Source organism: Acetobacter oryzoeni (assembly GCF_004014775.2).
Taxonomy (GTDB): Bacteria; Pseudomonadota; Alphaproteobacteria; order Acetobacterales; family Acetobacteraceae; genus Acetobacter; species Acetobacter oryzoeni.
Genome location: NZ_CP042808.1, coordinates 1,372,655 through 1,396,378 on the forward strand (window position 1 = coordinate 1,372,655; position 23,724 = coordinate 1,396,378).

The following is a 23,724-nucleotide window of genomic DNA, read 5'->3' on the forward strand; positions in this document are numbered from 1 at the left end:
ATGGACAGCAGTGTTCTCAATGCATCTGTTTCATCTCAAAATCGTGGCACACGCTGCGTCATGTGGCAAAACCGTATCGTAGACATCTCTATAGCGTGAAGCAAAAGCTTCACGTTCCAGCCTCTCACAGTAATCAAGATACCTCATCAGAGCCCGTTCGGCGCGTGAGTTCCGTCCATAAAGCCGTTTATAATGTTGCCAGAGCATCATCACATTAACGGACCATGCATCATAGGCGTGCGTTGCTACCCGTTCTCGGATTGTAGCAGGAAGCGCATCAAACGCAGCCCAGTCATCCCCAGCATACCGTCGCCACATTTCATTCCGTAATGTGCGCTCGTTATCCGCTGTAGCCTTACGCATCCGCCATTTCTCCTTGCCCCCAAGCTGGGAATGGATCAGGCAGATGAGCAAATGGCAGTGGATCAAACTGCTGCATATCAAAATCCGGCACAAGGCAGCTATCTAGAACTGCACCAATTGCGGCATCATCCATCTCTGCTATGCCAATAAACACAATTTCCTGCCGACGATCCCCATAAACCGGGTCCCATTTCGAGAGGAGCATATCCTGCCATTCATCACTGTCTGGCCACTGATTTTTGGGAATAGTTACCCACCAGCGGCCCATAGCTTGCGTGCGCACCAGTGCACCCGCCTGCCCCAGTTCGCCCACCCATTGTGGACGCGTTGCCAGCCAGAAATATCCCTTCGCCCGAATGACACCCGGCCACATAGTATCTATGAAATTTTTGAACCGTTCCGGCACCAAAGGGCGGCGGGCACGCCAGACAAAGGTGTGAATGCCATATTCCTCAGTTTCGGGAACATGGTTCTGAAACTCGAACAACTCTTTGTACCATAGCGGGTGCTTATGGGCTTTCTCATAATCGAACCGGTGAGTATCCAGAATACGCGCGCAGGGCACAATACCCTGATCCGTTTCAATAATATCCGCATCAGCATTAAGGGCCTGAATAATCTGCCGTGCGGTCTCACGTTGCGCCGGTGTTGCGGTGGAAACTTTGTTCAGGACCACAACATCTGCAAACTCAATCTGCTCGACCAGCAGATCAACCAATGCCCTATCATCCCCCTCACCGGCAGTTTCCCCACGATCACGCAAAAAATCTGTTGAAGCATAATCTTTCAGCAGGTTAACGGCATCTACCACCGTTACCATCGTATCTAAGCGCGCAATGTCAGAAAGACTCTTGCCAGCTTCGTCACGAAACTCAAAGGTCGCCGCAACCGGCAAGGGTTCCGCAATGCCTGTTGATTCAATCAGGAGGTAATCGAAGCGCCCTTCTTCTGCAAGCCGCCTTACTTCCTGCAGAAGATCATCGCGCAATGTACAGCAAATACAACCATTGCTCATCTCCACAAGTGTTTCGTTTGTTCGAGAGAGATCGCTGCCATCACGCACCAGATCCGCATCAATGTTCACGTCGCTCATGTCATTGACGATCACCGCAACTTTCCGGCCTTCACGGTTATTCAGCACGTGGTTGAGAAGCGTTGTCTTTCCTGCCCCCAGAAAGCCGGAAAGGACTGTTACCGGAAGTCTTTCGTGCATGACGGATACCATTCATTCGGTTGCGATTCGTGAAATATATACGTTATGTTATATCATAACAATACCTGATGGAATTGATGATTAAGACAGCCTCGCTCGCACGACCAGCTTTTGACCCTTTAGCGCCGCTGGCTTCTTCCTTATGCTGTCTCTGATTATTTTACTTAATTATTGGAATATTATAACGTTTCACCAGCCGCTAACTTATAAAGATCTTGGGATATTCGTGTGAAACAACTTTTTCAGATGATGGGCGATTTATGGTTCCTCAGCCGCCCGTATTTTTCTTCTGAAGATCGTAAAAAAGCATGGTTGCTTATTATAGCAGTTCTTGGCTTAACGCTTCTTATGGTTGGGCTGGATGTATGGCAGTCTTTTTCACGCAATATCTATTATACGGCCCTACAACAAAAAGATTTATCAACATTTCTACGTGGTTTGTTCTGGTATTCTCATACCTCAGAAGGTTTTGTTCCCGGATTTTTCCTGATTGCCATTCCCGCCCTATTGGCTGGTGTTTATGCCACATACCTACAGCAACTGCTGCAATTACGCTGGCGCACATGGATGACCCGCAGCATGAGCCAACAATGGCTCCACCAGAATACAGCCTTCCTTATTGCTATGCAGGCTGCCAACATGGATATCGGCGCTGATAATCCAGACCAGCGCATACAGGAAGATATTGATCGTTTTGCCGCAGATACCCTTACGCAATTTACCAGTCTTTTTTCAAACCTTATTACACTTGTAAGTTATATTGGTTTGTTATGGGTATTATCGGGACCACTTGTTATATTTGGTTTGCGTATTCCTGGTTATTTTCTGTGGGTTGCCCTTATTTATTCAATTATTGCAACCATTATAACGCATTTTTGCGGGCGCAAGCTTATTAACCTGCAAACACAGCAGCAAAAAGTAGAAGCCGATTTTCGTTACGCTCTTGTGCATATTCGCAACCATGCAGCAAGTATTGCACTCACGGGTGGCGGCAAAAGAGAGCAAGGTGCCTTAACATCCCGTTTTACTGCCGTGTATGATAATTTTTTCCTAATCATGAAGCGTAGCAAGTGGTTAGGCTTGCTTACCAGTGGCTTGGAAGTGCTTTCCGGTAACTTCGCACTGCTTGTTGGTTCTGCGCGATATTTTGCTGGAAAAATCAGTTTTGGGACACTCATGCAACTTGTGCTGGCTTTTTCTCGTGTTCAAGGTGCATTGGGCTGGATTGCTTCTTCTTACAGTTCCCTCGCTGAATGGCGCTCAAATGTTATCCGGCTCGCTATGTTTCAGCGTATGATGGCCAGAGCAAGAGAATACGAACAGACCATAGAACGCCAGACAATCCCTGATCTGTCAGACATGATTTTGCAGAATGTGGATGTGTTCAAACCTGATGGCAGTATTCTGCTGCAAAATGTTTCTCTTACCCTACCTCATGGACACAGCATTGCCCTTGCAGGTCCTTCGGGAATAGGAAAATCCACACTTTTACGCGTTATGGCCAATATCTGGCCTTTTGCTTCTGGCTGCATTCAGCAACCTCAGTTGCGCATGATGTTTATGCCGCAACGCCCCTATCTGCCTTTAGGAAATTTAAAGCAGATACTCTGCTATCCTTTAGAGGCAGAAAATTACGATGACACTGTATTACAACAGATTTTAAGGCAAATTGGCCTGCCCCAACTTGCGTCCAGACTAAAGGATGAGGAAGTATGGGAACAAACCCTTTCTCCCGGAGAACAGCAGCGGCTTATGTTTGGCCGTATCCTGCTTAACAAACCTGATTGGGTTTTTCTGGACGAGGCCACATCCAATCTGGATGAAGATGCCGAGAATATCCTTTATGCACACCTTCGGCAGAGCCTGCCAAATATCACCATTGTTTCAGTTACACACAAACCCAGCCTACAGGCCCAGCATAATCTGATTATTGATATCACCCGTTTTAAAGGTGCCTGATACCAACATATCAATACCCTTACAATTATAGGTCCTAAACTATAGCCAACCCGCAGCCAGCGTATCCAGAAATTTACACCCCCCTTCACAGAAACCGAGGTACTTCCGGCTAAAATTGTTCATAAAACCGTCATGAGGCTTCTGCATTACAAATGGCTTATTCTTCCCATACTTACCGTCCCCAGAGCCTCAGGATCAGAGTATGCAAACCTCTTCTGTCAAAAGCACGTCTTTTGCCGATGATACCACTCAGAAAGATCTATCCGCAGCCTTTAAAAATGCAACCAATAAGGTGACAGATAGCGTTTCAGACCAGGACGCGGATGATTATGTCGATAGTTCAAAATATGCTGAGGACTACAGCAAGTGGGAACAACTGACGGAAGGCTTGTCGGACTCCGGTGACCAGGGAAAAACCCTTGGGCGGTCTTATGCGGCGGTGCACCTTCTTGGTGATAACTGGAAAAAATGGGGGCTAGACAAAAGTAAGATCAATTTTAATGATCCTTCAACCTGGAGCAAGCTCCCGCCAGATGCCCAGAAGGCTCTGAAGGTTATATCACGCAGCCCATCCATGATCAGCGCGCTTGAAAACACGGGCGCCAAAGATAAAAAATCCAGCGGTATAGTCACCCTCTCGCAAGTAAAAGATTTTATAAAAAAATCTAACGCAGATCAGAAAGCGGCCCTGTCATCTATTACGTCCTACGAGAAAAAAAATCCTGATGCCGGCGGCATGTCTCTGACTTTAGTGCGGCAGGCAGCTCTTGTCATGGCAAATCAAACACTGATTGCAGGCGCAGGTAGCCAGATGCAAGCCGGTGCCGCAGACCAGCGGCAGGATAATTTGGGGTTACATAAGGACAATCTTGCTGCCGTCGCGTCTGATACTGGGCTGGGCAGTGCCCTACAAGATGCAGCAAATATTGTAGATCAGAATGCCATTTTCTCTAATCTGGATATCGCGGGGAACGGCCCTGGCGGTACAGGGGCTGATGGTGCAGTAGGACGTGGCAATATAGCAGACTGGATCAAGTCTGATGCGCCAACGAGCAACGCCAGTTTTCTTTCTTACATGAGCGAGAATGCTATTAAGCAGTCATTACCAGATATTGATTCCAAAAGTATCGGTTCAGACGTTTTCGAAAATCCACAAAACTATAGTGGCGCTACAAAAGCCGCTGTACTGGAACAGCTTGAAAACGATGAAAGCGTGATGGAATCAGGTAAAGCGCAAGGGTTGTGGTCTGGCAGTATGGCCAAATCCAAACACCTGAGTTCTAGTTATGATAATGAGCTTTCAGACCTGAAGAGTAAAATCACCCAGCTTGCGTCAGATACGGACGTCCAGAATTTTCAGAAAACTGCACAAAGCAGCGGACTACAAAGCCTAGCGGACAGTGATCCTACTTTGAAGGCCCAGATTAGCCAGTATTATACAAATACGGAACTGACAGGTGACAGTCTGTCCAGTGCTCTAAGCGCTGAAAACAGTCAGGGCGATCAGGTGAGTGTCGGCTCGGGCATTCAAACATTTGTCAGTCAGGCCCGCACAGTCGATGGACTACTGGGCAAAAGCGGTAGTGATGCTACTGATCTCACGAACATTCTGAATAAAAGTGGCGAGAAAGACGAGGTCGAGCAAGCCTACAATAATGATATTGTGGACGGCAGCAGCCTGACGCAGGCTTTGCAAACTGTTTCTGGAGATGGTGAGAGTGCTCAGGTTATTAGCAATTATCAGGATGAGAATACAGCATTTTCGTCCGTGCTAGAAGATGATTATACACAAGGACATTCCGGGCAAATTCAGACTAATATCGACGATGCCGTTAAAAATGAGCAGAACGACACAGCTGATCTTGCAAGTCTTCTAACGACATTTTGCGATGCCAATGGCAATGCCAGTGATTCAAAAATAAACGCATATGTCGCAACGGTGCAAAGCCAGAACCCGCAGGCCTTTGATGCAGCAACAGCAGGTAGCGTCGTCAAAGAAATTAAGAAAATTGTTGATCTGGTAAGGTCTGGCTATAAAATTAATGATGCTATCCAAAAAATCGAAAAAGCCTCATCGGGTGAAAAATCCAGTCCATCTCTGCCTGGTCAGGAAAGCGGCTACGATAGTGGCGGCCTCCATTTAACCAGTGCAGGCCTGAGCGCTGGAAGTCTGGCTGCGTCCATTGTGCAGTATGCAAAGGGAGCACATACAGCAACTGGGCAGGCTGGTATAGCAGCATCCTCTGCCCAAACTTTGGGCACCACGACCGAAGGCACGACCAAGCTTATTAAGAAAATCCAGAAAGCAAGAGATGAAGAGGCCTTGAAAAAAATAAAGAGCTCCTTGAACTGGACAGAAGTTGGCGGCAAGGAAGTAGGAGCAGCGGGCGGCGTTGCCTCCGGTGTACTAAGCCTTATCAGCGGCGTAAAATCTTTAAAAAATGGCGATAAAGTTGATGGAGGGCTGACCCTCACCTCAGGCAGTCTGGATACAATTAGCGGGATAGCTGGGGGTGTTGAAGGCGCGGTATCAGCCGCGGATGCAGCCGGGGCCAGCGTGGGTGTTGCGGCTGGTGTTACTGGCGCTGTTGCGGGAATAGCTTCGGGTGTTACTGCGGCAGTCGGATTTGTTGTTGGTCTTGTAGAACTCATTATTCAGGCTGTGGAAAAGAAGAAAAAGCAGCATAATTACTATAATCAGCTCTCTAATCTCGCTGATTACGGTATTACAGGAAGCTCAGATTCCACAAAAAATAAAACAACTGGTTCTTAAAACAAATATCTAGGAGTTAGCTCCACTGAACTGATGGAGTATTATTTTCGCGAGAGCAGAAGAAAGAGACATGCTCGTTGACCCACGGCCTATTAACGTGGCTGCTCTCGCGATAAATTATGTTCCTGACAGTCCAGAGCGACATATCTGCACAATGATTAATTTATGAACATCGCCCAATATAGCATTGTGAAATTTTTATAAAATAAATTGGTTTTCTTTCTATTTTTATAATTTATATGCCACATTTTCCATCTACTTCCGATTTAATAAGGCATATAATATGGCCGTTTCAAAAGCTTCGAATGTCAATTCTCTCACTGGGCTAGAAGATGCTTTGAGCCATATGGGGGCTAACCCAGAGGAACTGGCCCAGATATTTGGCAATCTGGCACAGCCGCCAACCCCTGTCATATCGTCGCATGAGAGTGATGTAACTAACAAAACAACCACCCCCGATGTCTCTGCTGGCAGTGGCGCAAACAAAGTGACCATTACGAATACGAGCAAACATGACGAAACCATCGGTATGTTTCTCAATGGTGGCTCCACAACCGAACCTGTTGCCAAAATTACGTTAAAGCCGGGTGAAAGTGGTACACTGAGCTACGCCAACGGTCAGGGTGGCTTTATGGCAAAAGCAGATGCTTCCGGCACCTTCCAGCCTACGGCTTCGCGCCTGGAATTTTATGCGGATGCAAAGGGCGTTAACAATACAGACGTCAGCTATATTGATGGCCGAAACGCGTCCATTCACGTTTCTGATGATCAGGGCAAAACCGCTGGCGATACAAAAAGCATTGCGGCTTCTGCCCCAGAAGGTACCGTTACGCGGGATAGCGCTGGCAATGCAACCATTGCTGGCTGGTATGATGGCTCATCTTCCACCATGCAAGCCGGTGGCGCTTATATGGAGCAGCAGTTGGGCTCAGGCAATGCCTATATCCACCCTGATGATGACCAGAAACGGTCTGACGGCACAAACCCGATGACCATGGCGCAAGACAACAGCCAGAACTACACCGCAAGCTTTGGTGACGCCTAATACGACATCTCTCTCTGCTACAGGCCCTCTGTGGCAGAGAGAGATTATATCACACCGGCTTTTCGCATACAGAAAATAGCCGTCTGAAAAGCATCGCGTGGGAGTGCACTGCCCATTGGCACGCGGGATGCAAGAAATCTAGCAGACTCAGCATCTTCCACAACTGGAATACCTGCAGATTTCGCATCACCCAGAAACTCAGACAAACCAGTCCTGCCAGACCGGGCGACCAGCGCTGGCACCAGCACACCCGGTGGCGCATACTGAAACGCCAGAGCCCCTTCTGCATCATAGACAACAAAAGTTGCATGTTTCAGACCCATCCGCACGTTGCTACCCATGGCAGCGCGGCGCTCTTGCCGCTGGGCTCTTTTAATCAGCGGATTACCTTCTGAGTTTTTTAGTTCCTTTTTCTGCTCTGTGCGGGTCATGCGCATCTCTCGCCGAAAGAGCAGACGTTGAATACCAAGATCGAAACAGCCGAGAATCAGAAAACAAAATATCGCTGACAGCAGAAGCGGCCAGATCATGCCTTTGACAGCTGCCGGCACGCAGGTTGGTCCGCAGGCAGGGAGATGTACCAGAAACTGTACGTCAGATTTAACAACCAGAATAAGCGTGCATAAAACAGCTACAAATTTCAGAACAATTTTCAGACCATCAATGATGTTGCGTAATGAGAAAATTCTCTGAAAACCACTAACCGGATTTATTCTCTCAAATTTGGGCGCCAACGGGTCTGCCGAAAAAATCATTCCGCCATTGCCTATCAAGGCAGCAACAAAAACACCAAAAAATAGCAAGACCAGCAAAGGGAGAACAAACCCTATAAATAAACTCTCCAGCCGATGCAGGATAAGCGATAAAGCAATATCTAGCGGCTTTTCTGAGAGAGTGGCTGTATCAGATAAGGCCGCACTCAACTGTGCAAACAGATCAGGACCGCGCAGGGCGACATAAAACAGCGCAGTTACGGTCGCAATCGCCCCAACAAAATCCTTACTGTTAGCAACCTGCCCTTTCCTACGCGCTTCGCGCAATTTTTTGGCGGAAGCGGGAATTTCCTTGCTTTCGCTTGTATCACTCATGCGCGGGGCTACCCTATCATCAGTTTCAGGGCATCAAAAAATGCAGGAATACGGGCAACATCCTGCCTAACAAAAAGACATAGGTAAGACGTATAAAGAGTCAGCACAAAAAAGAAGACAATATTACGCGCGCCCATAGCGTGATCATCTACACGCAGAGAGGGGGCGGCCCGGCTGACAATACTTAACGCCACATCAGAAAGCAGCATGGCCAGTAGCATTGGCAAGGCAAGACTTACTGCGGAAGATAGCATTTCATCCAGAAGCCCTAACACCAGTACAGGAAACTGTTTTGAAAAACTGGGCAGGCCGGCCAGCGGTGTCCAAATTATCCAGCTTTGATACAGACAATGCAGCAGCATTTGCAAACCACCAGATGCTGCAAAATATGTAATACCAAGCAGCAGCAGAAACGTCCCGGTTATCGAGACATCCTCAAACCCTGCCGGATCATTAATACGCCCCTGCGTGGCGCCGCGCTGCAAATCCAGAATATCCCCCGCCACATCCAGCATCCAGAAGGGCACCCCGAGCAAAAGCCCCAGAAAGCATCCTAGCAAACCTTCCTTTACAGCCAGCATCATTAACGCCACGCCTGTTTGTGGTGTCTGCTCCAACATGGTGGCAATCATGGGCACAGCGGGAAGAGCCAGAACAAGCGCCATAGCCCCTCGCAACAACCCGGTAATCTGAAAACGGGTAAAAATTGGATGAATGGACAAAAGCCCCATGGGCCGAGCCATGGCAAACCCTAGCGCCAACAGCCAATGCTGCAACAACCCTAATATATCAAGAAGTGACGAAACGCCGGATACTGGCCCGCTCACAGCACCATTACCGCGTCAAAGCTGGAAAGGAATCAAACACCTCAGCAGCTTCACGCTCCAATGGAACCGCTAGCAAAGACCCACCAAACAGAAGCAGGACAATAACTGCCAGCAATTTGAAGGTCATTGGCAAAGACTGGTCCTGCACCTGCGTGACAGCCTGCAGAATACCCACAATAAGCCCCACCACCATTGCTGTCAGCAATGGCAGGAGCGACATGTACAGCACGAGAGAGAACGTAGACTGAAAGTGAAAAATAAGCTGTTCAGACATGGAAGGATTTCATGTCGCGTAACTCAGGACCAGACCATGAATCAGCCGTGTCCAGCCCGTAATTGCGACAAACAGAAACAGTTTGAGCGGCACCCCAATGGTGGAAGGTGATACAGACGACATGCCCATAGCCATGAGAACCGCAGTCACAACAAGATCAATTGCGATAAAAGGCAGGTAGAGCAGAAAGCCAATTTCAAAAGCACGCTGAAGCTCTGAGAGCAGAAAAGAGGGCAGAACAATCAGCAAATCGTCCGGCGCAGCTTTCAGGCCAGATTCAGGCCCCCACACACGCATGGTTGCGTTGGCAAAGAACTCACGCTCACCAGGACTAGTAAAGCGTAGCATAAAAGCTTTCACAGGCTGCTCGGCTCGCCGCCCCGCCGCCAGCATATCCGAAAGCGTCATATGGTCTACTGGAGAGGTAACAGCCGCTGCATAAGCACTCGTCACAACAGGAGCCATCACATAAATGCTGAGTAGCAGCGCAATGCCATAGAGCACGATATTGGGTGGGGTTTGCTGAATACCCAGAGCATTGCGTAACAGGAAAAGCACAACCGCAATCTTGATAAAGCTTGTCATGGTGACCGCAGCAAAGGTGACAAACCCCAGAGCGGTAATTCCAACCAGAACAGCTGAAATATCAGGGCTGACAAGACTATTCACGCCCAAAAATCCTTACAACACGTACACCAGCCGAACCATCAACATCCACAAGCTTCCCTGTGCCAATCTGCCGTCCGCCTACACATAGCCTGACAGGCGCTTTAACAGGGTTAGCCCCCACCAAAATGCTGCCTGGGCCCAGCATACGTAGTTCTGCCAACGTAAGGGTCTGGCACCCTATTTCAAAACTTATGGTGATGGGGAGAGACTCTTCTGATGCCACTTCACCCATACCATCCTGCAGTTCTTCCAGATGTGCATATTGGGCTTCGTCCGCCATCTGCTTCTCCCTTTTATCTGGGTATGAAATGCCGCTCTCCAGCACCCACCCTTTTTCCTCACCCCAGCGTACGTCGGCTCTTACATACTGTTCCACCAGCAAGCCAGCTTGTGCGGGATTTCCTTCCTCAAACAGAACAACATCGCGGAGATTCAGGCTGGATAAAACATTTAATGGCAGTTTGGTTTTGCCAATCTGGAAAGCCGTCCTGAACAGGATCTCATCCGCAGGTAGAGGAGTCAGGGGCCAAATATCCAGAAGGCTGCTGATAATAGAAGAAGCTGCCTGCACGGCCACTGGCCAGTTTCGACCTTGCGCTTCAACAACCGCGTATATGGCTTCGGCTGAGGGCTTAGCCTGCCCCATTCTGGAAAAGCGTATCTCCACGCCCAGCTTCTGCTCTAACTGGGAAAGACAGGCTTCAAGAGGCAGAAGGCTCAATATCGCCTGTATTTCATAAGAAGTTTCGTGCTTTTCCACGCCGGCAAGGGAGGCGATAAGTGGCGGCACCAAAAATAACCGGAAGGACTCATACCCTGCCCGGCCTTCGTAACAAACCCATGACCCATCCCACTGCAATTTTCGGTCGTGCAACACAAGCCCTTCTGCCAGCGGCAAAGAGACATGGTGTGCTGCGCCACGATTTTTCTCTTCAGCTTCTGCCCGGCTAACTGCCTCCGGCACATAGGGTACTGCCGTATTATGCATCATACTGAATGATCCTCAGCACGATGAACAAACAGCATTTGTGAGTGTTCATCACGCAGTATCTCCTCGCGCAGACGCTCATGCTGCCTGTATTCCCGCTGGATCTGGAGCTTTAACTTATCCCGCCGAGCCGTTGTTTTCCGGGCGTGTGCCAGAGCATGCTCGGCATTTTTCAGAACACTTTCTGCCTGTTTCGTGTGTTGTCCGGCTTTTTTGTGGGTGACAGCGTGCTGCTTAATAGAGGCTAGGCCTGCATTATCTTCCGCATGGAGCGCCCTCACGGTTGCACCATTCAGTTCGCGCCCCACACAGTGCTGCCAGCGCTGATGCCGGGCCATTGCCTGTTTGGCCACATCCTTCTCATAGGCCGCCGCCGCATCAGCCATCTGCTGCTGTGCCTGTGCCAGTTGCTGGCGAGCAGCCGTCAACTCACGGCTTGCTTCTTCTTCTCGAAAGGCCTGGATACGCGCCAGACGTGTCACCTGCCACAACTTCAGACGATCTGGTTCAGCCATGTCACCACACTGGAAAACGGCATGACATCCCGTTCACCCTGTTTCAGAAATTTTCTGATTTCTTCTATTTTTGCCAGCGCTTCATCAGCCTCGGCATCACTACCGGGCTTGTATTCACCAACTTCAACAAGGAAGCGCACGTCTTCATACCGATGAAGGAGCGCGCGCAGGCGGCTGGCTTTTTCACAATGTTCCGGTGTTGCTACCACGCTCATCAGACGACTGCGGCTAGCGAGAACATCAATAGCCGGATATTGCCCAGATGCCGCCAATCTAGGTGAAAGGATGATATGCCCATCCAGAATACTGCGCATTTCCTCCGCGACAGGGTCACCCTCGCCTTCGACCAGAATGGTGTAAAAAGCGGTTATCATTCCCGGCCCTTTACGTTCATCCCCAGGGCCAGCTCGCTCTAACAAACGCGGCAGCTCCGCCATGACAGACGGAGGAAAGCCACCTCGTCCCGGCACTTCTCCAGCCGCCAGCCCGACTTCGCGCAACGCCCGCGCATGCCGGGTCATGCTATCCACCACCAGCAAGACATGCTGCCCTTGATCACGAAACCACTCGGCAATTGTGGTGGCCGTCATGGCGGCACGCACACGTTCCAGCGGTGGACGGTCCGATGTAGCCACCACCAGAACCGTGCGGTTGCGGGTCTGCGGGTCCATCTGATGTTCAAGAAAATCTCGAACCTCGCGCCCTCGTTCTCCAACCAGTGCAACAACCACAACGTCTACGCTGGTCCCGCGGACAAGCTGGCCAAGAAGAGTGGACTTACCGCCCCCTGCCTCACCAAAAATACCAACACGCTGGCCTTTACCGCATGTCAACAAACCGTCAATCACGCGCAGGCCTGTCGCAACCGGCTCTGTTACTCTGTGCCGAAAAAGCGCAGACGGCGGCGCATCGGCACATGGACGTTCCTCACAATCCGGCAGGACCTCACCATTCAGTGGCCGCCCGAAGCCATCCAGAACCTGCCCTAGCAGACACGCGCCGACTGGCACCTGCAAAGCGCTCCCAGTTCGATAAACGAGGCACCCCGGCAGCAACCCCTGCATACTGCCAATGGGCGCAAGCCAAACAATGGCGCCTTCAAACCCGACAACTTCTGCAAGAAGTTCTGAATCCGGCAAAATAACGCGGCAGCTTTCGCCCAGTGCAGCTCCATCTATACGTGCATGAATCAGGCCGCCTGTAACCCGCAGAACCTGCCCAACAACAGGACGCGGAGAGGCACTCTGAACACGATGTGCAAACGCTACCAGATCCATCACGCAGCAGCGCCTTGCCACAAAGCCCGCAACTGCGCGGTTACATCCAGCCGGGTCTGCCCCTGTTCATGTTGCAGAACGCACTCTCCGTTTTCGAGACCGGGACATTCCATAACAGTCAGGCCTTCAAGCACTCCGCCTTCCTGCTGCATGGCTTTTCTAAGAGCATTTCCTTCTGACATGGGAACCTTCACAACCATTCCCATCTGCGCTGGCAGATCATGCAGGGCCGTTTTAACCAGCCGCATCAGCTTTTCATCCTGCGGCAGATCATCAATCAGACGACGCGCCACAAGGAAAGCAATATCCGCCAAAGAATTTTCGCAACTTTGCAGATAAGCCCTTACTTCTGCCTGCCCCTGCATGCGCGCTTCTTCCTTGAGAGCCTCCGCATCTGCTTTAGCCGCAAGCCGCACCGCATCTGCCTGACGATGCGCCTCCTCTAGATACGCAGCGGCTTCTTCCTGTGCTGTGGCGCGAATTCTGCGGGCATCTGTTAAGGCATCAAACTGGGGTGCCCGAATAACGTAAGGAGAGGATGGCTCAACCATGACCAAGCTGCTCCGCAACAAAAGCCTCTACCAGCTGCTCGGGATATTCAGGCAGAACTGTCTCTTCGTCCTCCTGCATCGGCAACAATAAAGAAACACGGCGGCCAACAGCCACCGGTTGCCTCTCACACCATGCCCGGAGACACGCCAGGCCAGAAACATGCATAAGAGGCACAAGCCGCTCCAGACTTTCCGGCCCTTTCATGGGGGAAGAAAACGTGCTTCCCCATGCCGCATCTTGCATCACATGCGGCGTGGTTAAATGCGCAAGTTTGCGTAGCGTTTCACCTGACATCAGAGAAAGAATCGTCCGAGCATAACACACACACCCAAGGCGAAGAGCCAGTAAGCTCATGCCCTCACCATCCTGCGCCAAAAGAAAACGTTGCACGTCTGTCAGGCCACCGGGCAGATATCCACCGAGTTTTTCCCTAAAGGTGCCATGCAGAAGATCCCGCGTGTACACACAGGTCGTCAGACGCTGAAGAGTTTGCTCGGATACTCCCATAAGCTGCGCAGCCAGCACGGTATCCTGCATATGGCGGCTCTTCGCTCTGCTTTCTTCGTTTTGCATTATGACCTAGCCCGAAGCCGTAAGCGTTCTGCCAGCTCCGGCCAGCGGCGGCTGACCAGCACACCCGCAGCAAGTGCCAGAACAAAGACTGGAAGAACACCTAAAATTTCCCACGGAACGCCTGTTGCTGGCAGACTGGAGCTAACGGGAATATCTTTTTCCACTACAGGCACCATCACGACAGAAACGCGGTCGTAACTCAGCCCTTCAACGCTATCTGCCACCAGTTGTTTGATCTGCGGTACCAGATGCTGAGCTGCGCTCTGCTCTTTGTAGCGCACAAAAACAGAAGCGGAAGAAGGTGTTGGTTCGCGATTCAGCAGATCATTATTAGGCAACACAACCTGAACGCGCGCCGTTAGAACGCCATCAATATCCGAAATGGTGCGGGAGAGTTCCTGCCCAAGCGCCCAGAGAAACCGTGTCCGCTCCTGTTGAGGAGAAGAAACCAGACCAGACGCCTGAAACACATCCCCCATGCTTTTAAAACTTTGGCGAGGATATCCAGCCTCATGCAGCAAAGCCACAGCCTGCGCAAACTGCTTTTGCTCCACGCGCAGCGTATCGCTCCCGTCTTTCTGCTGCACCTTATCTGCACCGACACCATGCTGAAGAAGGAGTGCCAGCATGATGTTGGCATCATCTTCTGCCAATCCTGTCATCAACTCGGTCTTGCAGGCGCAAAGCAGAAGAAGCGGGATCAGAAAAAATACGGCTTTGAGAGCACGAAAACGCCGTAAGAACATTACTGCCCCTTCAATAGGGTATTGAAGATTTTCGTTGTTTCTGTGGACCCTTTACTGACCAAAGTCGTTTCAATCGCAAATGTATAGGTCGCCTGAATCTGCGCCACGAGTTCGGCAGCATTCGCTGGGTCAGCGGTTGCGGTTGATGTCTGGCCCGCAGGCTCTACGCCCCATTGGTTCAGATAGCTGGAAAGCCCTTCCAGCTTTTCATTGAGAGCCTGCCCCATGGCGACTGCACCACCTGCCTGATCTGGAACGAAAGAAATTTCATTTTGTACAGCCTGCTGAAATTCTGCCCCGAGATGTTGCGATATCTCAGGGGTAATAGAGGCTTCCTGCGCAGGGGAAGCCGCTGGCATTTCGCTCTGCGCACCTGCAATACCCGCCAAAGCTCCAATCGCATCAGACATCCGAACAACCACCCGTTAAATTGATGACAAACATTGTGCCTCTTTTCATCTTCTTAAAGGCTTATCCGCTTGTCTGCGACCTGCAATAGCAGCAGTTTTTTTGCAGTTGTGTGACAGTTTTATTTCCCGCTCAGTTTGTTATTGCGCCAAAAAAGATCACAAGGTTTAACAAGCCTCATCGGACAGATGACGTGGAAACCGATTACAGATGACTGATCATTTCTCTACAGTTTTGAGTTGTGCGGCCATTTGTGGGTTCCTTTTTACCGCGTCCGCTGCATCAGCATACGAGACATGGGAACAAAAGCCTTTTTCCTATATTGCTGTAGACCAGAAAATATCTTCTGTTCTGAAGGAATTTTCTTACATCAATGATGTCTCTGTTGTTGTTTCAGATAAGGTTCGTGGTCAGGTTCATGGTCGCTGGATGAATATCTCTTCTCGGGATTTTCTCCAGACAATGAGCCGCCTTTATGATTTTGACTGGTATGACGATGGTGCTGCACTTTACATTAGTAGCAAGTCAGAGCGGTCTGCACAGATTATCCCTTTGCACAGCCATACTTTCACTCAGTTGAAAGTTGCTCTGCAGAAAATGAGACTTTTAGATACAAGATTTGATCTAAGCACTGGTCCGGCCAATGACACCATTATGGTAGCCGGGCCGCCACGTTTTATCGCACTTGTTCAGCAGACACTTCTGTCTCTGCCTGCGCAAGCACCTCCCCCGCGGCGGACCGGAGGTGGCGCACGGCACCTTACCGTTTTTCGGGGTTCTACCGTCTCCGATATTATTGTCCACTAACAGAGGAAAGACTGGAATTATGACTGATCCAATTTCAGCCACTTCCGTAAAAGAGGCGGCTACAACACCTGACACCGATAGTCAGGCTATGGGCTCCGAATTTCAGAGCATGATGATGAAGGGCGGGATGATGTTCCTGCAGAGCATGCAGTCAGATGTGACTGATGCAATCAATGACAGCACAAGCGACCCCGACGAACCGTTCTGAAACCTAATTTTTTCACTCTGATAAGGGAAAGCGATGTCTGTTTCCATTAACAATGCTGGAAATAGCGATCTTACTGTCAACCAACCTTCTTCAGGCAGCGATTTTGCATCTGCGTCTGCAACGTCTGATCTGCAGGTTTCCGGCAACACGATCGACACCGGCCGCTATCTGATTACGGCCAGCCAGTCCTATACAACGGGCGCCGCCTACAATTATCATAGCGATAATGACGGCTGCGTGCGTATCTATGACAAAGAAACCAATACCTACGTTCAGGTTTTTGGCGATCCGCACATTGAAACCAGCAATGAAACGCATGGTGAATTCAAGCAGGACGGCCTGGTCATAGACCTTGCTGATGGCACACAGGTGCAGGTGCAGCCAACCGGTGAGAATAACGCTGGCGCTTCCCACATTAACGCTGTTTCCGTCACCAAGAACAACCAGACATCTTTTATCACGGGTGTTTACAGCGAAACAGGCAATCCGGCCGATACACATGTGCAGATTTCTGCACCGGAAACTGGCAATGCTTTCCAGCTGAACAACACTTTTGATTCCTACAGTGACACCGTGCTGCACGTTGGGTCTTCTCTAAACGATCTACATTTTGCCGATGGCTCTGCTCTGTCATCCTCTGGCGACACCATGCTGGATCGTAAAGGTGGCGGTGTTCAGGAATTCCTGAACCAGCGTGTTCCGTTGCAGTCTATTGACTCCGCCATTCAGGCCTTCACAGGCATGGCAGCGCAGGGTCAGCGTTCTGTCTCTGCGCCGGAATACTCAGCAGCCTCTGTTGCTAACCTCAGAATCGAAACAGGTTACGTAAAGTAATCAGTTTTTGATACTGGCCACTTTCGTGGCCAGTTATCCAGGCTTCGGTCCGCCGGGGCAGTCTGACAACTTTTGTGCTAAACTTTGCAAACAGGAATATTCACATGAGCGATTCTTCTGCTGTTTCCGGATCTTCTTCCAGCTCCGACATCGATAGCGAAATCGATAAAATGACCTCTGCTTTCAACACGGCTATTGAAACCAACGAGAAAATCACCGTTGTTAAAACTGAAAAAGGTGCTGAAGAAACTGCGGCTCAGCAGCGCCCGAACATCGGTTAAAAAAGTGGTGTTCCGGCCATTGGTCGGAACACCCTTTATACTCCATGACGTCTAGACCAACAGTTACGGGTGTTTCCGTTCCGCTGCTGATAGTAGAAAGCGGCCCACAAAAAGGATGCTCCCTTGCTTTGCAAACGGGAGTTTTTTCTGTTGGAAAATCTCTTGATAATGACGCTGTTATTGCTGATCAGACACTTTCCGACAAACATTTTCAAATTCAGAATACGCTGTTTGGCATAGAGATCAAAGTGCTGCATGGCACGGTTACTTTGCCTTCTGGCCAAAAAATTTCTGATAACCAATCCTATTCTTCCCGAAAAAATATCGCTTTTTCTGCTGGCAATACCGATTTCAGCCTTATTCTTCCTAAAAAGAAGAAAATCTGGCTCTATGGTCTTTCTGCCCTCCTGCTTCTGTTACTGGGTGTATTCTCTGTATGGCATTCGCCTATCGGAACACCTAACCACCAGCAGCTTTCGGCTCTATCGCCACCCAATAATCACAAATCTGTTTCAGACGACGTAGTGTCTATGCAAAAGGCTTTGCAGGAGAAGCTGACTAATGCGCATCTTGAGACCTTGGCCGTTTCCGCTACTGCAGATGGCGCGATAAGCGTTACCGGCTTGCTCCAGCCTGAGCAGAATGACGTTTGGTCCGCTACAAAACTTTGGTTTGACCAGACTTATGGCACCCGCAATATTCTGCTGGATCACACATTTTTCCCCAAAAATACTTTGCGTTCTCCTGTTCAGATTGCGGCGGTAGCCCTTGGTGCGCAGCCTTATGTTCTTGACACAAATGGGGAGCGCCTTCCGCCGGGGAGCACGGTGGAGGATGGCTGGGTAATAGACCAGATTCTCTCTGATAAAATCCTTTTGCATCGTGGTTCCGAACATCTTGCGGTACGCTTTTAATGACTTCAGACGCTGACGTAGAACTCCATCCCTTACACTCATTTCTGATGCGTTTTTCGCGCCGTCAGGACCTGCTGCTGGTCGCCCTGCTTGTGCTGACCGTTGGTATGATGATCCTGCCGATGCCAACAATGCTTGCTGATATTCTGATTGCCCTAAATATCAGCATTTCCACCGTTCTGATGATGGTCGCTGTCTATATCAGCTCTCCCGTCATGTTCTCCACCCTGCCTGTCATTATTCTTGTGACAACGGCATTCAGGCTGGCTCTTTCCATTACCACATCCCGCATGGTGCTGGTGGAAGCGGATGCCGGGGAAATTATTCGCACGTTTGGGGAGTTTGTAATTTCCGGCAATGTCGTGGTGGGGATTGTTGTCTATCTCATCATCACCGTTGTGCAGTTTCTGGTTATTACCAAAGGGTCTGAACGTGTTGCAGAAGTTGCCGCACGCTTTAGTCTGGACGCTCTGCCCGGCCGCCAGATGAGTATTGATACTGACCTGAAAAACGGTGATATCACGCAGGAAGAAGCCCGTAACCGGCGCAACAAACTCCAGAAGGAAAGTCAACTTTACGGCGCCATGGATGGCGCCATGAAGTTTGTTAAAGGCGATGCCATTGCCAGCCTGGTTATTATCGTCGTCAATCTCATTGGCGGGATTGCAATCGGGTGCCTGCAAAAAGGCATGAGTTTTTCAACTGCTCTGCAAACCTATTCCTTACTGGCTGTCGGGGATGGCCTGATTGCGCAGATCCCCGCTCTGTTAATTTCTCTCACGGCCGGTGTGGTTGTTACCCGCGTAACGCATGAAGATAGCGGCGGAAATCTTGGCCGGGATATTCTGCAGCAGATTAGTGCAGAACCACTCTCTCTTCAGGTTGCAGCCGTTGTGATGGGAGCGTTAGCGCTTGTTCCTGGTTTTCCCGCGGCTGTTTTTTTATGCTTTGGCTGTATTCTGGGTGGGGCTTCCTGGCTGCTGCTCAAACGGCAAAAGCACGAACAGGCAACAGCTTTTGCTATTGCGGCAAACCAGAACCACGCATTGGTTACAACTCTGAACGTGCATGTCAGGCTGGGAGCCGCCTTTACGCTTCAGCAGGATGCCGCACAAAAGAAAATCAACAACCGTATTCGGGACTTATCCGAGAAGTTTGGCCTTACCCTGCCCCACATTCAGGTTTCCATAGATACCCGGCAGGACGCCAAGAGTGCTTGCATTGATGTTGATAACGTCCCTGCTATACTGATACCACTAGACCCTGACCTCTGTTTTGTTGAAGAACTCCCGGCGGTTCTTCAGGAACTGGGGCTAGATTTCTGTCGTACTTCTGGCCCATTTGGACCGGAAACCATCGCGGTTTCTGCCGCAGTTCTTCCTGCTGTGCAGAACGCTGGCCTGCACAGCCTCACCGCCACAGACTTTATCTGCTGCACGGCGGAAGCAACTCTGCTTGCACATGCCGGGCCGCTCATGGGCATTCAGGAAACACAGAGTTTTGTGCGTCGTGCGGAAAAGGTTCTTCCGGATCTAATGCGAGAAGCAGCCAAAGTGTGCCCTCTGCCCCGTACATCGGATGTGCTGCGTTTGTTACTAGAAGAACGCGTTGCCTTACAGAACGTGCGAACTATTTTTGAAACCGTTGCAGAATGGGCTCCAAAGGAGCAAACAACCTCCGGGCTGGTGGAAAAGGTTCGTCTGGCACTCCGCCGGCAGATCTGCCATCAGTCTTCCAATAATGACAAAGTGCTTGCTGCCATTGGTATTGATGCGCCCTTTGAAAATATTCTTCGCGCTCTTGTGCAAAACGGACCACAAGGCAGGCAGATCAACCTTGATCCAGTTTCTGCAAAAAATCTGATTGAGACATCGCGTTCGCTTTTGGCTCCATGCCTTTTGCATGATCGCAAAGGTGTTTTTCTGGTAGCACCAGACCTGCGCCGCCCGACATCCCTGTTGCTCAGGCAATATGGTTTGAATATTCCTGTAATTTCTTATGATGAAGTTGCCCCTGAGTTTTCTGTAAAACTCTACGGAACACTCTCTGAAGCCATCATGTGCCCCTCCGCCGCAGCCTATAACGCTGCCTAAAAATATCCTTCCTACGCTTTTTGTGGATTGTTCATGCAGTTTCCCAGATTTTTTCTTCTTTGCTGCCTGCCCACCTCTTTGCTGACTGCATGCGTGCAAACACCCGGACCCAACCCGGATACCACACGCCAAATGATGCAGGCTGCGCAAAATCCGGAGGCTTTGGCCCGCATTGGCCAGACTGCTTTACAAACCGGAGATACCAATACAGCCATCACATTCTACAATCGTGCCGCTCGGCTGCGTCCTGACAGGCTTGATCTGCAACTTGGCTATGCACAGGCCCTGACAGCCGGAGGCAAGGCCAATGAAGCCCTTGGGCTTCTGATACCACTTGCTGCCAAAAACCCAGATAATGCTCAGCTTGGTTTGATTACAGGCCGCTTGCTGATTGAAGCTGGCCGCCAGAGAGAAGCTGTGAACCTGCTGCAAACCGCATTGCATCAGGCTCCCTCTGACATTCATATTCTGGTGGCACTTGGCGTTGCGCTTGACACCTTGGGAAACCAGCAGGCAGCACAAGGCTATTATCAAAAAGCTCTGGCGTTGAGCCCAGATGATGTTGCTGCTCGGACTGATATGGCTATTTCACTCGCGCTATCGGGATCTTACCAGCAGGCTCTGGGCATTTTACGGCCCCTGCGTGGCGAATTGGCCGGAACAGACCAGACCGTGCACAGCGCTGCTGTGGAAAACGCTCTGGCGATGGTCTATGGCCTGATGGGAGATCGTACTATGTCTTCTGCCATTTTGCGGCATCATCTGTCAGAGCAGCAGGCGCGGGAAAATCTGGATTTTTACGATACGGTACGACATACAAGCGCACCGGTGGCCTCATCTTACTAAAGGCCACCACTCTGTGTCTGGGTTTGGCCATCAGTGACTGAGCCCCCCATCATTCCCTCCGTACCACCATTTCCATTTAATCCGGTGCCCAGTTTATCAGTCGGAAGTGCCGGATCCCGCCCTTCATTTAAGCGACGCACTCCGAAAGCAGCACGCTCCGCCGGAGACGCATGGAAGGCCGGAGTGCGATACAGATCGCTGGGATCTGCCAGCATTTGGGCCAGATTGTTATTCTGCACACACCGCCCGACATTCTCAATACTCGGCGTGACATCACCCAGCCAGCCAGAGCGGATAACTTTTGAGCAAGCAGGCAACGCAACTTGGGTGCGGCTTAAAATCAGTCGAGGCGGCACGGCACGGTAACGGATGGTAAGTGGGGCGAGATGCACGCGGTCCGGGTCCAGCCCAAGTGTGACGAGTTGCGGGAGAATCTGCTCAAACTGTTCTGATGTGACGCCTTCAACATCAGCACTGAGTTCCGTCTTATACCCAAGCAATGCTCTGGCCTGACGCACAAGATCTGGGTCAAACGTGCCGCCGTAGGATAAAGGCACGGTCCGTTGCTCAGTTTGCAATGCCACAGGTAGGTTTTTTTCACGATCTGTCTGCGTCGCCTCGCAACTACACAGCGCCAGAAACGCCAGCAGGATTGTCTTTTTCACTCGAATACAAACCCCGTGCCATTAAGATGCGGCATCCGCTCCAGATCCTGCTGGTCCGATAGCCGCCCCAGAAAGAACCGCTCCAGTTCATTGGGCTGATGGATATGCCGGAGCGGATCATCTGGCGTATGCAGAGGATCAACCGGCTTCACCAAATAAGGCGTGATGATAATAACCAGTTCGCTCTGGTCCCGCTGAAAACGGGAAGACCGGAACAACTGCCCTAAAATGGGAATATCCCCCAGAATAGGGAATTTCTGCACGTTATTATCAGCATCGTTGCGCAGCAGGCCGGCAATGGCAAAACTTTCACCACTCGCCAGTTCCACTTCTGTCTGGGCCTGCCGCATGGTGAGAGCAGGAACAGAGAGGTTGTTAAGCTGGTAGCTGCCCGTGCCTGACAGAGCGCTGACAGTCGGCCGCACTTTGAGGTGAATAAGCCCCGCCCCCAGCACGGTTGGCGTAAAAGCAAGGCTAACGCCGTACTGCATGTATTGAATGGAGGTAACGCCCAGCGCCTGCGGCACCGGGATAGGAAACTCACCACCCGCAAGAAATGTGGCTGTACTGCCGCTGATTGCCGTTAAATTGGGTTCAGCCAGAAGTGTTACAAGATGCTCGTTTGCCATGGCATCCAGCACCGTCTGCGCATTGACGTGGCTGCTATTAACACCCTCAAACAAGGAAGCCGCCGTATTTTCCGCAATGGCTGCCGATTGCAGGCCAAAGGCAAAACTGCCTGCCTTAATGACAGTTGACCAGTTGAACCCAATCTGCTGTGCAACACTGCGAGACACTTCCGCAATTCTAATCCGCAGATTCACCTGCAAGGGATGCGTAACACCCATCTGATTTGCCAGTGGATGCTCTTTGCCTTCTATACCGTGTGCAAGTGACGCCAGATGATCAGCCTGATCCGCATTGGCGACGGAACCTGTCAGCACAGACCCGTTGGGGGTTGTCTGAAGTGCCGCATGTTCTGACTCTGTCTGCGCACGCGGGGTAAACACTGTCTGGTCAGACTCAACCCGGATTGTCCATGAGGCAATAGAATTGCCATTATCATCCAGCGCAAACAAAGTGGTTGTGCCAGATTTTTTCCCCAGAATGAAAATTTTATTGTCAGACGGAATCTGTACATCTGCAATTTGCGGGTCTGCCACAAAAACACTGGCTGCGGACTGGGAAAGGCTGAGCATATGCCCCGCACCCACATTCACCTGTATTGTAGGGGCTCCATGCGCGGAAACATATTGTCCGGCAACCGCGCTGCCAGCAAACTCTATCGCATTACCAAACAGTCCGGACAGAGCCATTAAGCCAAGAAAAACCAGTTTGCGAGAACGTTCCCGGTTGTAGGCTGAATCAGAAATCTTTCTGACAGTCGTCATTAACACACTTTTGTCCTTACTCCGGTCACTAGCACAATCTTGGTCGCATCCGGCTGCAGGCAATCTTTGTGCTCCGCCTCTTTCTGCCATCTGGAAGATAAGCCGGTTAAAATCGGGGGTACGCACTCGCTAATTCACTATCATCAGGCAAGGACTATCAAACCGTAACAAAATTCTGTCTTCCAATAAGGTAGATATACGGCCCTGTATTGTGACGTTTTCATGAAACAGTCTGTATTACGATGTGTCGTCAGTTATCCTTCCCTTTTCTCCTTCGCCCGCTTACGCTGCGTCCCGCCCTTGTAAGCCTGCGTACGGAGCTGTTGGTTGCGGGGGGCAATCACCCCAATTTGAATATGAGGTTACCAAGTTATTGAAATAATGGGATATTCGATAGGCATATCGCCTTGATGTG

General features: G+C 50.5%; 25 protein-coding genes. 10 read left to right on the forward strand and 15 right to left on the reverse strand.

The features are described from left to right. Positions 1-30: 30 nt before the first annotated feature. Positions 31-363, reverse strand: coding sequence for a DUF6525 family protein (locus EOV40_RS06430; RefSeq protein WP_128105390.1), 333 nt, complete (start codon positions 361-363; stop codon positions 31-33). Then, on the reverse strand, positions 356-1,588 hold the full coding sequence (locus EOV40_RS06435) for a GTP-binding protein (RefSeq protein ID WP_128105391.1): 1,233 nt from the start codon (positions 1,586-1,588) through the stop codon (positions 356-358). Before EOV40_RS06435 ends, EOV40_RS06430 begins: the two co-directional genes overlap by 8 nt. 216 nt (positions 1,589-1,804) lie before the next feature. Between EOV40_RS06435 and EOV40_RS06440 the strand changes: the two genes are divergently transcribed. The 3 genes from EOV40_RS06440 (at position 1,805) to EOV40_RS06450 (ending at position 7,353) form a co-directional block, all read left to right on the forward strand. Next, positions 1,805-3,535: an ABC transporter ATP-binding protein/permease gene (locus EOV40_RS06440; protein ID WP_128105392.1), complete on the forward strand. Its 1,731-nt coding sequence runs from the start codon at positions 1,805-1,807 to the stop codon at positions 3,533-3,535. Between the two features lie 202 nt (positions 3,536-3,737). Beyond that, entirely contained in the window at positions 3,738-6,308 is a 2,571-nt protein-coding gene (locus tag EOV40_RS06445) for a type III effector HrpK domain-containing protein (protein ID WP_128105393.1), read from the forward strand. 283 nt (positions 6,309-6,591) lie between these two features. After that, a complete protein-coding gene (locus tag EOV40_RS06450; RefSeq protein ID WP_128105394.1) occupies positions 6,592-7,353 on the forward strand; it encodes a hypothetical protein in 762 nt (253 codons plus the stop codon). 44 nt (positions 7,354-7,397) lie between these two features. Here EOV40_RS06450 and EOV40_RS06455 read toward each other — a convergent pair whose 3' ends face one another. The 11 genes from EOV40_RS06455 to EOV40_RS06505 are packed head-to-tail and all read right to left on the reverse strand — an operon-like array spanning position 7,398 to position 15,272. Further along, positions 7,398-8,441 carry an EscU/YscU/HrcU family type III secretion system export apparatus switch protein gene (locus EOV40_RS06455; RefSeq protein ID WP_128105395.1) on the reverse strand — a complete coding sequence of 348 codons (1,044 nt, stop codon included), beginning with the start codon at positions 8,439-8,441 and terminating at the stop codon, positions 7,398-7,400. 8 nt (positions 8,442-8,449) lie between these two features. Then, a complete protein-coding gene (gene sctT / locus EOV40_RS06460; protein ID WP_128105396.1) occupies positions 8,450-9,268 on the reverse strand; it encodes a type III secretion system export apparatus subunit SctT in 819 nt (272 codons plus the stop codon). 7 nt (positions 9,269-9,275) lie between these two features. Continuing rightward, on the reverse strand, positions 9,276-9,542 hold the full coding sequence (locus EOV40_RS06465) for an EscS/YscS/HrcS family type III secretion system export apparatus protein (protein ID WP_128105397.1): 267 nt from the start codon (positions 9,540-9,542) through the stop codon (positions 9,276-9,278). A gap of 9 nt (positions 9,543-9,551) precedes the next feature. Further along, positions 9,552-10,211: a type III secretion system export apparatus subunit SctR gene (gene sctR, locus EOV40_RS06470; RefSeq protein ID WP_128105398.1), complete on the reverse strand. Its 660-nt coding sequence runs from the start codon at positions 10,209-10,211 to the stop codon at positions 9,552-9,554. Then, the gene (locus EOV40_RS06475; protein ID WP_128105399.1) at positions 10,204-11,202 is read right to left on the reverse strand and encodes a FliM/FliN family flagellar motor switch protein; all 999 of its coding nucleotides are present in this window, start codon (positions 11,200-11,202) and stop codon (positions 10,204-10,206) included. The genes sctR and EOV40_RS06475 overlap by 8 nt, the downstream gene beginning before the upstream one ends. Further along, positions 11,199-11,714 (reverse strand): hypothetical protein, encoded by a 516-nt coding sequence (locus tag EOV40_RS06480; protein ID WP_128105400.1) that lies wholly within the window; start codon positions 11,712-11,714, stop codon positions 11,199-11,201. The genes EOV40_RS06475 and EOV40_RS06480 overlap by 4 nt, the downstream gene beginning before the upstream one ends. Further along, on the reverse strand, positions 11,693-12,991 hold the full coding sequence (locus EOV40_RS06485) for a FliI/YscN family ATPase (protein ID WP_128106204.1): 1,299 nt from the start codon (positions 12,989-12,991) through the stop codon (positions 11,693-11,695). Before EOV40_RS06485 ends, EOV40_RS06480 begins: the two co-directional genes overlap by 22 nt. Further along, positions 12,991-13,542 (reverse strand): hypothetical protein, encoded by a 552-nt coding sequence (locus EOV40_RS06490; RefSeq protein ID WP_128105401.1) that lies wholly within the window; start codon positions 13,540-13,542, stop codon positions 12,991-12,993. Before EOV40_RS06490 ends, EOV40_RS06485 begins: the two co-directional genes overlap by 1 nt. Then, positions 13,535-14,080 (reverse strand): hypothetical protein, encoded by a 546-nt coding sequence (locus EOV40_RS06495; RefSeq protein ID WP_128105402.1) that lies wholly within the window; start codon positions 14,078-14,080, stop codon positions 13,535-13,537. The genes EOV40_RS06490 and EOV40_RS06495 overlap by 8 nt, the downstream gene beginning before the upstream one ends. A gap of 35 nt (positions 14,081-14,115) precedes the next feature. Then, positions 14,116-14,862 (reverse strand): type III secretion system inner membrane ring lipoprotein SctJ, encoded by a 747-nt coding sequence (gene sctJ, locus EOV40_RS06500; RefSeq protein WP_128105403.1) that lies wholly within the window; start codon positions 14,860-14,862, stop codon positions 14,116-14,118. Beyond that, positions 14,862-15,272, reverse strand: coding sequence for a hypothetical protein (locus EOV40_RS06505; protein ID WP_128105404.1), 411 nt, complete (start codon positions 15,270-15,272; stop codon positions 14,862-14,864). The genes sctJ and EOV40_RS06505 overlap by 1 nt, the downstream gene beginning before the upstream one ends. A gap of 208 nt (positions 15,273-15,480) precedes the next feature. Here EOV40_RS06505 and EOV40_RS06510 point away from each other — a divergent pair, with 208 nt between their 5' ends. The 7 genes from EOV40_RS06510 to EOV40_RS06535 all read left to right on the forward strand — a co-directional run bounded on the left by EOV40_RS06510 (position 15,481) and on the right by EOV40_RS06535 (position 21,253). Beyond that, a complete protein-coding gene (locus tag EOV40_RS06510; RefSeq protein WP_128105405.1) occupies positions 15,481-16,077 on the forward strand; it encodes a hypothetical protein in 597 nt (198 codons plus the stop codon). Between the two features lie 19 nt (positions 16,078-16,096). Beyond that, the gene (locus EOV40_RS06515) at positions 16,097-16,285 is read left to right on the forward strand and encodes a hypothetical protein (protein WP_128105406.1); all 189 of its coding nucleotides are present in this window, start codon (positions 16,097-16,099) and stop codon (positions 16,283-16,285) included. 33 nt (positions 16,286-16,318) lie between these two features. Then, positions 16,319-17,119, forward strand: a complete 801-nt coding sequence (locus tag EOV40_RS06520) for a DUF1521 domain-containing protein (RefSeq protein WP_128105407.1) — start codon at positions 16,319-16,321, stop codon at positions 17,117-17,119. A 104-nt stretch (positions 17,120-17,223) separates the two neighbouring features. After that, a complete protein-coding gene (locus EOV40_RS14975) occupies positions 17,224-17,400 on the forward strand; it encodes a hypothetical protein (protein ID WP_167506852.1) in 177 nt (58 codons plus the stop codon). A gap of 44 nt (positions 17,401-17,444) precedes the next feature. Beyond that, positions 17,445-18,314: a SctD/MshK family protein gene (locus EOV40_RS06525; protein ID WP_128105408.1), complete on the forward strand. Its 870-nt coding sequence runs from the start codon at positions 17,445-17,447 to the stop codon at positions 18,312-18,314. Then, positions 18,314-20,407 (forward strand): type III secretion system export apparatus subunit SctV, encoded by a 2,094-nt coding sequence (gene sctV, locus EOV40_RS06530; RefSeq protein ID WP_128105409.1) that lies wholly within the window; start codon positions 18,314-18,316, stop codon positions 20,405-20,407. The genes EOV40_RS06525 and sctV overlap by 1 nt, the downstream gene beginning before the upstream one ends. A gap of 33 nt (positions 20,408-20,440) precedes the next feature. Continuing rightward, complete coding sequence (locus EOV40_RS06535; protein WP_128105410.1) at positions 20,441-21,253, forward strand: tetratricopeptide repeat protein; 813 nt, start codon at positions 20,441-20,443, stop codon at positions 21,251-21,253. Here EOV40_RS06535 and EOV40_RS06540 read toward each other — a convergent pair. Together EOV40_RS06540 and EOV40_RS06545 are read right to left on the reverse strand one after the other, a co-directional pair. After that, positions 21,250-21,918 (reverse strand): hypothetical protein, encoded by a 669-nt coding sequence (locus tag EOV40_RS06540; protein ID WP_128105411.1) that lies wholly within the window; start codon positions 21,916-21,918, stop codon positions 21,250-21,252. The two genes, EOV40_RS06535 and EOV40_RS06540, sit on opposite strands and share 4 nt — an antisense overlap. Beyond that, a complete protein-coding gene (locus tag EOV40_RS06545) occupies positions 21,915-23,309 on the reverse strand; it encodes a type II and III secretion system protein family protein (protein WP_167506853.1) in 1,395 nt (464 codons plus the stop codon). Before EOV40_RS06545 ends, EOV40_RS06540 begins: the two co-directional genes overlap by 4 nt. Positions 23,310-23,724 lie beyond the last annotated feature (415 nt).

Coding starts and splice junctions, on each gene's coding strand:
- sctV (WP_128105409.1), top strand. CDS start 18,314: ATGACTTCAGACGCTGACGTAGAACTCCATCCCTTACACTCATTTCTG.
- EOV40_RS06505 (WP_128105404.1), bottom strand. CDS start 15,272: ATGTCTGATGCGATTGGAGCTTTGGCGGGTATTGCAGGTGCGCAGAGC.
- EOV40_RS06495 (WP_128105402.1), bottom strand. CDS start 14,080: ATGCAGGATACCGTGCTGGCTGCGCAGCTTATGGGAGTATCCGAGCAA.
- EOV40_RS06515 (WP_128105406.1), top strand. CDS start 16,097: ATGACTGATCCAATTTCAGCCACTTCCGTAAAAGAGGCGGCTACAACA.
- EOV40_RS06430 (WP_128105390.1), bottom strand. CDS start 363: ATGCGTAAGGCTACAGCGGATAACGAGCGCACATTACGGAATGAAATG.
- EOV40_RS06435 (WP_128105391.1), bottom strand. CDS start 1,588: ATGGTATCCGTCATGCACGAAAGACTTCCGGTAACAGTCCTTTCCGGC.
- EOV40_RS06475 (WP_128105399.1), bottom strand. CDS start 11,202: ATGATGCATAATACGGCAGTACCCTATGTGCCGGAGGCAGTTAGCCGG.
- EOV40_RS06485 (WP_128106204.1), bottom strand. CDS start 12,991: ATGGATCTGGTAGCGTTTGCACATCGTGTTCAGAGTGCCTCTCCGCGT.
- EOV40_RS06480 (WP_128105400.1), bottom strand. CDS start 11,714: ATGGCTGAACCAGATCGTCTGAAGTTGTGGCAGGTGACACGTCTGGCG.
- EOV40_RS06445 (WP_128105393.1), top strand. CDS start 3,738: ATGCAAACCTCTTCTGTCAAAAGCACGTCTTTTGCCGATGATACCACT.
- EOV40_RS06490 (WP_128105401.1), bottom strand. CDS start 13,542: ATGGTTGAGCCATCCTCTCCTTACGTTATTCGGGCACCCCAGTTTGAT.
- EOV40_RS06525 (WP_128105408.1), top strand. CDS start 17,445: ATGACGTCTAGACCAACAGTTACGGGTGTTTCCGTTCCGCTGCTGATA.
- EOV40_RS06535 (WP_128105410.1), top strand. CDS start 20,441: ATGCAGTTTCCCAGATTTTTTCTTCTTTGCTGCCTGCCCACCTCTTTG.
- EOV40_RS06545 (WP_167506853.1), bottom strand. CDS start 23,309: ATGACGACTGTCAGAAAGATTTCTGATTCAGCCTACAACCGGGAACGT.
- EOV40_RS06465 (WP_128105397.1), bottom strand. CDS start 9,542: ATGTCTGAACAGCTTATTTTTCACTTTCAGTCTACGTTCTCTCTCGTG.
- EOV40_RS14975 (WP_167506852.1), top strand. CDS start 17,224: ATGAGCGATTCTTCTGCTGTTTCCGGATCTTCTTCCAGCTCCGACATC.
- sctJ (WP_128105403.1), bottom strand. CDS start 14,862: ATGTTCTTACGGCGTTTTCGTGCTCTCAAAGCCGTATTTTTTCTGATC.
- EOV40_RS06450 (WP_128105394.1), top strand. CDS start 6,592: ATGGCCGTTTCAAAAGCTTCGAATGTCAATTCTCTCACTGGGCTAGAA.
- EOV40_RS06455 (WP_128105395.1), bottom strand. CDS start 8,441: ATGAGTGATACAAGCGAAAGCAAGGAAATTCCCGCTTCCGCCAAAAAA.
- EOV40_RS06510 (WP_128105405.1), top strand. CDS start 15,481: ATGACTGATCATTTCTCTACAGTTTTGAGTTGTGCGGCCATTTGTGGG.
- EOV40_RS06520 (WP_128105407.1), top strand. CDS start 16,319: ATGTCTGTTTCCATTAACAATGCTGGAAATAGCGATCTTACTGTCAAC.